Origin of the sequence: Streptomyces sp. NBC_00190 (assembly GCF_036203305.1) — a bacterium.
In the GTDB taxonomy this organism is placed as follows: domain Bacteria; phylum Actinomycetota; class Actinomycetes; order Streptomycetales; family Streptomycetaceae; genus Streptomyces.
On the sequence record NZ_CP108131.1, the window covers coordinates 1,260,575 to 1,272,322 of the forward strand.

At 73.2% G+C, this 11,748-nt stretch carries 9 protein-coding genes; 4 read left to right on the top strand and 5 right to left on the bottom strand.

What is annotated here, in order from left to right:
- The first annotated feature begins 107 nt into the window (after window positions 1–107).
- On the top strand, window positions 108–908 hold the full coding sequence (locus OG429_RS06295; protein WP_328924294.1) for a DUF4328 domain-containing protein: 801 nt from the start codon (window positions 108–110) through the stop codon (window positions 906–908).
- A gap of 10 nt (window positions 909–918) precedes the next feature.
- On the opposite strand, the gene OG429_RS06300 is transcribed toward OG429_RS06295, so the two are convergent.
- A complete protein-coding gene (locus OG429_RS06300; protein WP_328924295.1) occupies window positions 919–2,994 on the bottom strand; it encodes a SpoIIE family protein phosphatase in 2,076 nt (691 codons plus the stop codon).
- Window positions 2,995–3,155: 161 nt separating this feature from the next.
- Window positions 3,156–4,307 (bottom strand): DUF6777 domain-containing protein, encoded by a 1,152-nt coding sequence (locus OG429_RS06305; protein WP_328924296.1) that lies wholly within the window; start codon window positions 4,305–4,307, stop codon window positions 3,156–3,158.
- A gap of 396 nt (window positions 4,308–4,703) precedes the next feature.
- Between OG429_RS06305 and OG429_RS06310 the strand changes: the two genes are divergently transcribed.
- Window positions 4,704–5,951, top strand: a complete 1,248-nt coding sequence (locus OG429_RS06310; protein ID WP_328924297.1) for a streptophobe family protein — start codon at window positions 4,704–4,706, stop codon at window positions 5,949–5,951.
- Here the strand turns inward: OG429_RS06310 and OG429_RS06315 are convergent.
- From OG429_RS06315 to OG429_RS06325, 3 genes are read right to left on the bottom strand one after another with little or no spacing between them, the layout of a single operon-like run.
- Window positions 5,948–6,916: a serine/threonine-protein kinase gene (locus OG429_RS06315; RefSeq protein ID WP_328924298.1), complete on the bottom strand. Its 969-nt coding sequence runs from the start codon at window positions 6,914–6,916 to the stop codon at window positions 5,948–5,950. The genes OG429_RS06310 and OG429_RS06315 overlap by 4 nt on opposite strands.
- Window positions 6,916–7,611, bottom strand: coding sequence for a hypothetical protein (locus tag OG429_RS06320; protein ID WP_328924299.1), 696 nt, complete (start codon window positions 7,609–7,611; stop codon window positions 6,916–6,918). Before OG429_RS06320 ends, OG429_RS06315 begins: the two co-directional genes overlap by 1 nt.
- A gap of 8 nt (window positions 7,612–7,619) precedes the next feature.
- Window positions 7,620–9,992: an ABC transporter ATP-binding protein/permease gene (locus OG429_RS06325; RefSeq protein WP_328924300.1), complete on the bottom strand. Its 2,373-nt coding sequence runs from the start codon at window positions 9,990–9,992 to the stop codon at window positions 7,620–7,622.
- Window positions 9,993–10,154: 162 nt separating this feature from the next.
- On the opposite strand from OG429_RS06325, the gene OG429_RS06330 reads away from it, so the two are divergent.
- Window positions 10,155–11,168, top strand: coding sequence for a cation diffusion facilitator family transporter (locus tag OG429_RS06330; RefSeq protein ID WP_328924301.1), 1,014 nt, complete (start codon window positions 10,155–10,157; stop codon window positions 11,166–11,168).
- Between the two features lie 57 nt (window positions 11,169–11,225).
- Entirely contained in the window at window positions 11,226–11,705 is a 480-nt protein-coding gene (locus OG429_RS06335) for an NUDIX domain-containing protein (RefSeq protein WP_328924302.1), read from the top strand.
- The last annotated feature ends 43 nt before the right edge of the window (window positions 11,706–11,748 follow it).

Genomic DNA, 11,748 nt, shown 5'->3' on the forward strand with positions numbered 1-11,748 from the left:
CGAATCGCTTTGGACTCCGGTCGCGGGGCTGGCATATGTTCAGCCGTGTCCGCGCCTGTCAGCGGGCCGTTCGCATGTTCACGCGTTCCCGTGGGGGGTACTCCGTCATGTCCTTCAGCCCGCCCGGCTCACCGCCGCCGCCCGGCCAGCCGCCGTACGCCGGGGCCGCCCCGTACCCGGCCCAGCCCTACCCGGGGCAGCCGTACCCGGGGCAGCCCGTGTACCCCGGTCCGCCGCCGCCCGTCGACGTCCTGCGCTCTCCGCGGGGCCTCGCGACCGCCCTGACCGTGCTGCTGTCCGTCGCGGCCGCGGTCAACCTGCTCTCGGCCGGCGCCAACCTGTTCGCCTGGTCACTGATGAAGGACGTCATCGCGGCCCCCGGCGGGGTCCCGGAGGACACGCTCAACCTGTCGGACGTCCTCACCAGCCTGGCCGGGGGTTTCCAGCTCCTGGCGATGCTCGGCACGGCGACCGTCTTCATCATCTGGTTCCACCGCGTGCGGAGCAACGGCGAGATCTTCCGCCCCGACGCCTTCACGCTGGGGCGCGGATGGGCCATCGGCGCCTGGTTCGTCCCCGTCGGCAATCTGTTCCTCCCCTTCCGCGTCGCGCGGCAGACGTGGAAGGCCAGCACCCAGCTCGATCCCGACGGTTCCTACCGCCACGTTTCCAGCGCTCCCCTCACGGCCTGGTGGGTGGTGTGGGTCGTCGCGGCCTGCACGGACCGCGTCTTCTCCCGGATGTACAAGCTGGCCGAGACCCCCCAGGCCCTTCGCGATGCCTCCGTCGTCGGCATCGTCTCCGACCTCCTCGCCGTCGCCGCCGCCGTGCTCGCCGTCCTCTTCGTCCGCAAGCTCACGGCTCTGCAGAACGTCAAGGCCGCGCAGGGACCGTACGCCGCGGTCTGACGCGCACGGCTCACCCGGCGATCTCGCGCTCCGGGGCGGCGACGGCGAACTCGCACCACACGCATTTGCCGCCGCCCCGGGGCTCCACGCCCCAGGCGTCCGCGAGCTGATCCACCAGCATCAGCCCGCGCCCCGAGACCGCCCAGTCGCCCGCCTCGCGCCGACGAGGCAGGGCGCTGCTGGAGTCCTCGACCTCGATCCGGATCCGCCCGTCCGCCATCAGCCGCATGCCGACGTGGCCGCCGCCCTCCGTGTGGACCAGGGCGTTGGTCATCAGCTCGTCCGCCGCCAGTTCGATCTCGTCGGCCCGCTCCCGCGCCCCCCAGGCGGCCACCGCCGCCCGGATCAGGTGGCGGGCCATCGCCGGGCCCTCCGTGTCGCCCGGTTCCAGCCGCTGGCGCAGCGGACCGCCGCCGCGCCCGGCGGGCGTGCCGCGGCGGCGCAGGACGAGCAGGGCCATGTCGTCGCCGCCGCCCGCGTCGCCGACCAGGTCGCACAGCACGTCGGCGAGTTCCTCCACGTCGATCGGGCCGCTGTGGACCGCGGCCATGAACTCCCGCATCCCGCTGTCGGGGTCCGCACCGGGCCGTTCGATCAGGCCGTCCGTGCACAGCAGCAGCGTGTCGCCCGGGTGCAGCTCCAGGCTGGTGACCGGGTAGCCCGAGCCGGTCCCGGACTGCTCACGGGCCGGCAGCCCGAGGGGCAGGCCGCCGGCCACCTGGATCCGGTGGCAGCTGCCGTCCCCGCGCCGCACGACCGGGTCGAGGTGCCCGGCGCGGACCATCCTGAGCATTCCGCTGTTGAGGTCCACCTCGGCGTACGTGCACGTGGCGAACCGCTCCGTGTCCAGGTCGCGCAGAAAGGCCGAGGCCCGCGCCATCGCCGTGCCGGGGGTGTGCCCCTCCGCGATGTACGCGCGCAGCACGATGCGCAGCTGGCCCATGACGGCGGCCGCGTCCGTGTCGTGCCCCTCCACGTCCCCGATCATCACCCCGACCCGGCCCTCGCCGAGCGGGATCACGTCGTACCAGTCGCCGCCGATGTCCCGCCCCATCCGGGCGGACCGGTACCGTACGGCGATCAGCGCACCCGCCACCGCGGGGATCCGGCGGGGCAGCATGGCCCGCTGGAGCCCTTCCGCGAGGTCGTGCTCCTGCTCGAAGAGCATCGCGCGCTGGAGGCTCTGCGCGATGCCGCTGCCGAGCGCCATCAGGAGGTTCCGCTCCTCGGCGGTGAAGTGGCCGTCGCGCGTGTAGAGCAGCCCGAGTGCGCCGATGGCCCGCCCCTGGGCGATCAGCGGCAGGTAGACCCCGCTGCGGACGGACAGCGGCTCGATGTACGGCCACAGCAGCGGGTAGCGCGTCTGGAACTCCTCCCGTGAGGCGATGAAGACCGGCTGCATGGTGCGGACGGCCTCGCTCATCGGGAACCCCGCGTCGATCCGCGTGTATTCGATCTCGGGCACGTACGAGCCCAGCTGTCCCTCCGCGACCAGGTGGATGCGCCCGCCGTCGACGACGCCGAGCATCACGCTGACCGCGCCGAGGTGTCCGAGGGCCTGCGGGTCCTTGAGGATGTCGGTGACGTCGTTGACGGTGCGGGCGTGGGCGAGGATGGCCGTGGTCCGCTCGACGACACCGGTCATCCGGCGCCGCCCCTCGGCATCGTCCCCGCCGGAGCCCGGCTCGCCGGGGTCGTGGGCGGCGTCACGGAGGATCCCGATGACGCGGTACGGGCGCCCCTGCCGGTCCCGCATGATGTGCCCCTGGATGTGGATCCAGGTCCGGGTCCCGTCGCGGCGTCGGCTGCGGACGTAGGCCCCGTAGTGGCTGCGGCCGTCCTTGAGGGCCTGCGCGACCCGGGCGTCGAGCCGGGCCGCGTCGGACGGCGGGACGCGCGGGCGCAGCCCCGCGCTGGTCCCGTCGAACTCGTCCGGGCGCAGGTCAAGCACCTCGAGGGCGGTCGGATCCAGGTACATCCGCCCGCTGTCGAGGTCCCAGTCGAACGTGCCCATGCGGTTGAGCGCAAGGCTCGTATCCGGCCGCGCGGGCCAGTCGACCTCGGGGTTCTGTCCCCTCTGGGCCATGCTGCCAGGGTCTCACCCTCCCCCGTTTTTCTCCTCACGATGGACAGGCCGGGCGCCTTCCGGGCAGCCCGGACCGCCGCCCGTTCCCGTGTGTCGTGCGTGCACGCCGTGTCGCCCACTACAACAGCCGCCGCGGCCAAGCCCCCTGGTGAGGTGCGTGCCTAGGGGGACGGCGAGGCCGGCTCCGTGCTGGAAGGGGACGGCGGGGCGGGCGGACCGGAGCTCGTGGTCGCGGTCCCGGTCGGCGTAGCGGTCCGGTCCGTCAGCGCCGGCGGCGGCAACACCGTGGGTATCTCGGGCTCGTCGGTCGGCGGAATGATGTCCTCGGCGGGCGCGCCCGTGGTCTCGGCGGGCGTGCCCGTGGCTTCGGTCGGCGCGCCCGTGGTCTCGGTGGGCGCGCCCGTGGTCTCGGTGGGCGCGCCCGTGGTCTCGGTGGGCGCGCCCGTGTGTTCGGTCGGCGTACCAGTGGCTTCGGTGGGCGTGCCCGTGGCTTCGGTCGGCTTGCCCGTGGCCGCGGTGGGGGTCGCGGGCACGCCGGGCGACGTGGTGGGCGGGGAAGCGGTCACCGGCGGGCTCGGGAGCACCGGTGGCGGGACGGGCTTGTCGCGGCCCGGAGTCGGGCCGCGGCCGCGCTCGTACCAGCTGTGGTTCGCGTGGTCGTAGATCACGATCCTGTCGACGACCGTCTCGGAAGGCGCGATGACCACGACGCCCTGCGGGCGGTACGCGGCCCACGGCTGCCCGTACCGCCGCGAGTAGGGCTTGAGGGGCACCGGCGGCCCCAGCGGGTTCCCGCAGGCGCACCGCACGCGGGGCACCCCTCTGCTGTCCACCAGCACGGCCGTCCCCGCCTCGAGCACGGCCTGGTAGGGGGTCGCCACGCCGTCCTTGTAACCGTGGTTGGTAACCCGGGTGTCCATCCGCAGCTGGACCGGGGTGAGGGAGCGCAGGTACTGCGGGACGTCCGCGGGCTGGATCCCCAGGGCCGAGGCGAAGGCACTGTTCTTCGCGGGCACCGCCGCCAGCTCCTTGATCTGCTTCTCGACGTCGCAGCTGGCCAGGTCCTGGGTGCCGCCGTACAGGCCCGGCTGGGAGCCGCTGACGGAGCGGGTGTTGATGGTGCCCGTCACGGGCTCGGAGCTGGTGGGAGTGGGCCGGGGCTCCTGGACGCCCTGGGTCGTCGCCGTCGACTCGGTGAAGGGGTCCTTTCCGGCGGACCCGGCCGGCTGCAGGAAGAGCTCGCCGCCCGTGCCGGGGGTACCGCTGGGCCGGGTCAGCACCACGGCCACCGCCACCGCCGCGGCCACGGCCACGAGCGCGGCCGCCAGCCTGGGCCCGGACCGCCACCAGGGCTTCCCGGCGGGCTCGCCGTGCGGCCCGGATCCCGGGCCGGAGCCTGACCCGGAGCCGGACCCCGACCCCCGCCCGGGCCCCGGCCCCCGCCCTCCTCCGCCCGTGCCCCCAGGAGGTGAGGGCGGCGGGGCGCCCTGGCGGTCACCCGAGAGGGGCCCGGAAGGCGGGCCGGTGGGGCGTTCCGACGGTGGTGTGCCCGAAGGCTGCGTGGTCACCGATGCCCTCCTGGAAGCTTCGCAGACGAACCAGTACATATGGGCTCATCCCTAGAAGTCTCGGGACATCCGTCACTCCAGCGCACTATTGGGTGCGCCGTTCAGGTGGTGGCGGGTACCGGGGCTGCCTACGGTGACCCTGTGAGCCGTTCCTGGCGTGACGCGTTGATCGCGGTACTGGCGGGGTTCCTCGTGATGGCCGCCGTAGCCGCGGCCGGGCTGGCCTGTGCCGGTGCCGGCGATCTTCCGGACGGCGCGTTCCCGCGGGTGATCGCCGCGGTCGTCGTGATGGCGGCCGGCGGCTCGGTCGAGGTGTCCGGCGGAGCCGGCTTCCTGGTCGGGGCCGACGCCAGCCTGTCCGTGCTCCCGCTCTCGGTGAGCCTGGCCGGAGCCCTCACCGCCGCGTACTGCTTCCTGCGGCCGCTGCACCACCGGGCGGTGGCCCGGCCACGTGAACTGCTGGCCCGGGCGGGCCCGTTGGTGCTCCTCTGGCTGCTGGCCCTCACGGGGACCGCCCTCCTCGCCCGCCAGGACTTCGGTATCTCCACCGGCGACTCCCCCATCGGAGAGATCGGCGAACTCCTCGACTCCTCACCGACGGTGGGCTTCCGGGCCGACCTGCCCGCCACCCTCTTCTTCGGGCTGCTGTGGATCCTGGGCCTGTTGCTGGTCACCCTGCTGGTCTCCCGCCGCGCACCGCTCCCGGCCGGGCTGGTCCGTTTCCACACGGCGGTGCGCCCGGCGGCCTCCGCCACGGTCGTGCTGCTCCTCGCGTACGTCGTCCTCGGCATCGGGGTCGGCGTGGTCGTGGCCGCGACCCAGGGCCATGCCGCCCGGACCATGGCCGTGGTCCTGCTGGGCCTGCCGAACCTCGCCTGGGTCGCGCTCACCGTGGGCTTCGGCGGCGCCTGGGAGGGCAAGGTCGAGGGCCCGTTCGGGCTGCCGATGCCGCACCCGCTGGACCAGGTGCTGCGCGGCCCCGACCTGTCCACGCTCGACCTGGCCTCGCTCACGGAACAGGACCCACGCTGGTGGTGGCTGGTGCCGGCGGCCGCCGTCCTGCTGCTCGCCACGGGTGTGCTGGCCGCCGTACGCTCCCCCGCCCACGTCCGTGCCTGGCAGCACGCGCTGCACCTCGGCGCGGCCCTGGCCCTCGCCACCCTGACGGTCTGCCTGCTGGCCCGGGTCCATGCCCAGTTCGGCCTCACCCTGCTGGGCATCGGCGACGTGGACAGCCTCAGCGGGGAGGTCGAACTCGATCCCGTCCTGTGGCGCACGGTCGGCCTCGCCATCATCTGGGGCGCGGTGACGGGCTTCCTGGGCGCCCTCCTGGCCCGCCCCCTCCGCCGACGCGGCCGCGTCGAAGACGCAGCGCCCCCGAATCCCTAGCTGTGCTGCCCGAACACCGGCAGCGCCCACCGCGGAGGCGGTGGCGGCGGCTCCGCGGGCCCCGGCGCGTGCGCCTCCCGGGTCCGCGGGCGGGCGGCCGTCCCGGCCCGCTTGAGCGCGCCGGTGAACTCCAGGCAGGTGCTCCACCGGTCCTCCGGCGACTTGGCCAGCGCCTTCGCCAGTACCTCGTCCACCGCGCCCGGCAGCCCTGACCGCCGAGAGGTGAGCGGTGGCGGCGGATCGAACTGGTGGGCCCAGAGCAGTGCCATGTCGTCGTCCCGCTCGAAGGGCGGGCCACCGGCCAGGGTCTCGTAGACGACGCACCCGAGGCTGTACACGTCGCACCGGCCGTCCACCGGCTTCCCGGAGATCTGCTCCGGCGCCACGTAGTCCAGGGTCCCGACGAACTGCCCCACGGTCGTGAACCCGGTCAGCGACAGCGACTTCTTCGTCAGCCCGAAGTCCGTGAGGTACGCGTACTCGGGGTGGTCGCTGTCCGTCCCCTCCGCGATCAGGATGTTGCCCGGCTTCACGTCCCGGTGCACCAGGTCGTGGTCGTGTGCCGCGTCCAGCGCCGAGGCGATCTGCCCCGCGATCCGGGCGGCCGTGCCGACCGGCAGCGGGCCCGTGCGGTCCAGCATCGCCCGCAGGTCCTGGCCTGCGACGTACCGCATCGCGATGTACAGCAGCCCCTCCGTCTCCCCCGCCTCGAACACGGGCACGATGTTCGGGTGCTCGATGGCCGCTGCCACCCGCGACTCGTGCGCGAACCGCTGCCTGAAGGTGTCGTTGCGGGCCAGTTCGGGAGCCAGCAGCTTCAGTGCCACCGTCCGGTCCAGGCGCAGGTCCCGCGCCCGGTAGACGACGGCCATCCCGCCGCGGCCGATCTCGCTCTCCACCTCGTACCCGGCGATGCGCCTGCCGCGCAGGTCGGAGGGCCGCCCGCCGACCGGCTCCGACCCCATCACCCGCCCCCGTTCCCGTTCCCGTTTCCGTTCCCGGGCGTGTCCACGATGCGGGTCGGGTCGTACGCCGCCGCCCGCCCGGGCTCCGCGTCAGGCCGGGCCGCGACCACGTCGGCGGTCGGCGGACCGGACGGTACGTCTCCCGCACCGTCCGGATCCGAAGGCGCCGGCGGGTGCTCCGGCCCGGGCGCGGCCCCCGGTTCTGCGCCGACCGCGTAGGTCGCCAGGCGGGTCCCGTCCCCGTACATCCACCGTCCCGCCGTGTCGTCGTAGAGCCACACGGACTCCCCGTCGAGCACGACCCCGGCCCGCAGTCCCTTCACGGAGCGCCGGAAGGCCTCGCCGTCCGTGCGCCCCGAGGCGAGGTCGACGAAGGCCCGCCGGTAGCGATCCAGGGCGTCGGCGCTGCGCGCGAGCTGCGGGCCCGGGTCCTCGGCCCGCCCCGGCTGCCTTCCTCCCGCGGTCGGCGGCGGCTGCGGCACGGTGATCAGCAGCCGTCCGTCCACCCAGGCGGACCATCCGTTGGAGCAGAGGATCTCGCCCCAGTCCCCGCGGCGGGAGAGCAGCTGCACGGGCAGGAAGGGGTCGAGGGGCTCCGTCGGCCGGGAGACGTCGGGCTCTTCCCAGGCGGGCAGTCCCTCCTGCGGCACGACGTGGGTGGGCCGGAAGTCCAGGTCGTCGACCGGGTTCGTCATGGGCGGTCCTACTTCCGCATGATGGCGGGCTCGCGGCGGCGCAGCAGCCGGGCGACGAGCACCCCGAAGAGCACCGACAGTGCCACCAGCATGCCGACGTTGAACAGCCACACGCCGGGGCTGTGGGCGAACAGCGGGTCGTCGGTGAGCGGGCCGGGCAGGATCGCGCCCAGGTCGATGGTGCCCGCCATCGCACCGAGCGCCCAGCGCGAGGGCACGAACCAGGCCAGCTGCTCGACCACCGGCACTCCGTCCAGTTGGAGCAGCGCGCCGCAGAAGACCACCTGCACGATGGCGAGGAGGACCAGCAGCGGCATGGTGACCTCCTCCTTCGTGACCAGCGCGGAGACCAGCAGGCCGAGCATCATCGCGGTGAAGGACAGCAGCGCCACGACGAGGGTGATCTCGGCGAGGGGTGGCAGGAAGACGCCCCGCCCGCCGGGCGCGCCCAGTTTCACGCCGAAGAGGCCGACGAGCGTCAGCACCACGGCCTGGGCCACGGTGATGGCCCCCAGCACCACCACCTTGGACATCAGGTAGGCGGAACGCGAGAGCCCGACGGCGCGTTCGCGCCGGTAGATGACCCGCTCCTTGACGAGCTCGCGCACGGCGTTGGCGGCTCCGGTGAGCACGCCGCCGACGCACAGGATGAGCAGGGCGTTCATCGCCGTCTCCCGGGTGAGCGCGCCGCCGGCCAGGGCCCGGGCCATGGCTCCCATCACGAAGGGCAGCGCGATCATGATCGCGAGGAAGGTCTTGTCGGCGCTGAGCGCGGCCGCGTACCGCCGGATGAGGGTGGACAGCTGGGAGCCCCAGCTCTGGGACTTGGGCGGCGCGGCGACGAAGTCGGCCGAGGCGTGCCGGCTCTCGTCCCGGTCGTCGCCGCCCGGCCGCGGCTGCCGGGGGGCACCGTCGACGTACCGGTGGTGCAGGGGCGAGGTCGCGTACTCCCCGGCCCAGTCGCGGTCCTGCTGGTTCTCGAACGCTTCGAAGGCCTCGGGCCACTGCGTGAAGCCGAAGAAGCCCAGGGTCTCCCCGGGGGGCCCGTAGTAGGCGATCCGCCCGCCGGGGGCGAGGACGAGCAGCCGGTCGCAGACGTCGAGACTGAGCACGCTGTGGGTCACCACGATGACGGTGCGGCCGTCGTCGGCGAGGCCGCGCAGCATGTGCATCACCGAGCGGTCCATGCCGGGGTCGAGGCCGGAGGTGGGTTCGTCCAGGAAGAGCAGCGAGGGCTTGGTGAGCAGTTCCAGGGCGACGGAGACGCGTTTGCGCTGGCCGCCGGAGAGGCTGTGGATGGGCTGGCCCGCACGCTCCTGGAGGCCGAGTTCGCCGATCACCTCGTCGACCCGGGCCCGGCGTTCGGCCTTGGCGGTGTCCTGCGGGAAGCGCAGTTCGGCGGCGTAGGCGAGGGCGCGCCGGACGGTGAGCTGGGTGTGCAGGATGTCGTCCTGCGGGACGAGTCCGATGCGGCTGCGCAGTTCGGCGTAGTCGCGGTAGAGGTCGCGGCCGTCGTAGAGGACGGTGCCCCGGTCGGCGGGGCGCAGGCCGGTGAGGGCGCCCAGCAGGGTGGACTTGCCCGCTCCGCTGGGGCCGACCACGGCGAGCAGGCATTTGGCGCCGACGGGGAAGGAGACGGCGTCGAGGAGTCTCTTGCGGCCGCGGTCGACGGCGACGGTGAGGTCCTGGACGTCGAGGGAGACCTCGCCCGTGTCGACGTACTCCTGGAGCTGGTCCCCGACGAGGCAGAAGTCCGAGTGGCCGATGCCGACGATGTCTCCCTCGGCGAGGGGGGCGGCCCCGACCACCCGGGCGCCGTTGAGATAGGTGCCGTTGTGGCTGTCGAGGTCGGCGATCTCGTGCGTGCCGTCGGCGAGCGCCCGCAGTTCGGCGTGCCGACGGGAGACGACGAGGTCGTCGATGACGAGGTCGCTGTCGGGGGCGCGGCCGATACGGACGGCGGTACGGGCGAGCAGCGGGCGGATGCTGGTCGGCTGCCGGAAGGTGCCGGTCAGGGACGGGTTCGAGACCCCGGAGGGCCGGGAACCGGGCCGGGGCGGCGCGCGGTCGACGAGAACGGCGCGCGGGCCGTCCGCGGCGCTGCCGAAGCGCAGCTCGCTTCCGGGGCCGACGATCCATTCGTGGATGCGGTGGCCGTCTGCCCAGGTGCCGTTGGTGCTGCCCTCGTCCTCGACGGTCCAGTGGTCGCCGTCGGGGCGCAGGAGCGCGTGGTGCCAGGAGACGCGGGCGTCGTCGAGGCAGATCTCGCACAGGGGGTCGCGACCGACGTGATAGACCCGGCCCGGGCTCATCTCCGTGGAACCGAGGTCGGTCTCCAGGACGAGCTCGGGCGCCGTCGGCACACCGGGCCGCTGGACCATGAGCAGATTTTCCCACGATCCGGCAAGACCGGCACCGGTCCGGCATAGTCGCAGGTCAGAGGCCGCTTATGGGTAATGACAACGGTCCCCGTTGCAGCCTTTGCCGATCCCGCCGAGGTGCGCTTCACTTCACGCGTCGGAACCGAACAAACGGGGGACGCCATGACCGGGCACGACCACGCGCACGACGACACCGGCCACGCAGGCCACGGCGGGCACAGCCACGGCGTGGCCGCCGATGCCGACCGGCGCTGGCTGGCGATCGCGCTCGGCCTGATCGGCGCGTTCATGGCCGTCGAGGTGATCGTCGGCATCATGGCCAACTCGCTGGCCCTGATCTCCGATGCGGCCCACATGCTGACCGACGCCGTCTCGATCGTCCTCGCGCTGATCGCGATGCGGCTCGCCGCCCGTCCGGCGCGCGGTGGTTTCACGTACGGCCTCAAGCGGGCGGAGATACTCTCCGCCCAGGCCAACGGGCTGACCCTGATCCTGCTGGCGGTCTGGCTGGCGTACGAGGCGGTGCGGCGGCTGATGGATCCGCCGCCGGTGGAGGGCGGCCTGGTCCTGGTGACCGCGCTCGCGGGCATCGTGGTCAACGTGGCCGCGGCCTGGTGCATCTCGAAGGCGAACCGGTCCTCGCTGGCCGTCGAGGGTGCCTACCAGCACATCCTGAACGACTTGTTCGCCTTCATCGGGACGGCCGTCGCCGGTCTGATCGTGCTCACCACCGGCTTCCGGCAGGCCGACGCGATCGCCACGCTCGTGGTGGTGGTGCTGATGGTCAGGGCGGGCTACGGTCTGCTCCGCGAGTCCGGCCGGATCTTCCTGGAGGCCGCTCCGGCCCATATGGACCCGGACGCGGTGGGCGACCGGCTCGTCGCACACCCGCCGGTCACCGAGGTGCACGACCTGCACATCTGGACCATCACCTCCGGGACGGCGGCGCTCTCCGCGCACGTGCTCGTCGAGCCGGCGGGCGACTGCCACGCGGTGCGCCGGGACCTGGAGCGGATGCTGGCCGAGGAGTACGGGATCACGCACACCACCCTCCAGGTGGACCACGTACAGGACACCCTCCTTACGGTCGGCCGCGCGGGGGGCGAGGGGCCGCAGGACGCCCATTGCGCGGACGCGCACGGTCCGGTCCACCGGCAGGGCCCGCACGACCACTGAACGGCGGGGTTCGGCGGGTATCACTGAGTCCGCGCCGCGCGGGGCATACATGGACGCATGACGCACAAACGCAGTGCCGGACTGCTCCTGTTCCGCCGAACGGGCGAGGGCTCGGATCCGGGGGTCGAGGTCCTGCTCGGCCGCATGGGCGGCCCGCTGTGGGCCGGACGGGACGCCGGGGGCTGGGCCATCCCCAAGGGCGAGTACGAGCCGGACGAGACGCCGCGGGACGCGGCCCGCCGGGAGTTCACCGAGGAGATCGGGCTGCCGCCCCCGGAGGGCGAGTACCTGCCGCTGGGCGAGGTGCGGCTGTCCAGCGGGAAGCTGGTGACCATCTGGGCGGTGGAGGCGGACCTCGACCCCGCGCTGATGGTGCCCGGGACCTTCTCCATGGAGTGGCCGCCGCACTCCGGGGCCGTGCAGGAGTTCCCCGAGCTGGACCGGGTGGCCTGGTTCACCCCCCAGATGGCGGAAACCAAGCTGATGCCTCCTCAACTCCCGTTTCTGAAGCGGTTGTTGGCGCTTGTCAAGGATTGACTCGACCATTACTTGCCAACAAACCCCCCTGCATGAACATTGC

Bases quoted from the DNA above. Each gene is read 5' to 3' on its own strand.
- OG429_RS06330 (WP_328924301.1), top strand. From the start codon at position 10,155: ATGACCGGGCACGACCACGCGCACGACGACACCGGCCACGCAGGCCAC.
- OG429_RS06315 (WP_328924298.1), bottom strand. From the start codon at position 6,916: ATGGGGTCGGAGCCGGTCGGCGGGCGGCCCTCCGACCTGCGCGGCAGG.
- OG429_RS06295 (WP_328924294.1), top strand. From the start codon at position 108: ATGTCCTTCAGCCCGCCCGGCTCACCGCCGCCGCCCGGCCAGCCGCCG.
- OG429_RS06300 (WP_328924295.1), bottom strand. From the start codon at position 2,994: ATGGCCCAGAGGGGACAGAACCCCGAGGTCGACTGGCCCGCGCGGCCG.
- OG429_RS06335 (WP_328924302.1), top strand. From the start codon at position 11,226: ATGACGCACAAACGCAGTGCCGGACTGCTCCTGTTCCGCCGAACGGGC.
- OG429_RS06325 (WP_328924300.1), bottom strand. From the start codon at position 9,992: ATGGTCCAGCGGCCCGGTGTGCCGACGGCGCCCGAGCTCGTCCTGGAG.
- OG429_RS06320 (WP_328924299.1), bottom strand. From the start codon at position 7,611: ATGACGAACCCGGTCGACGACCTGGACTTCCGGCCCACCCACGTCGTG.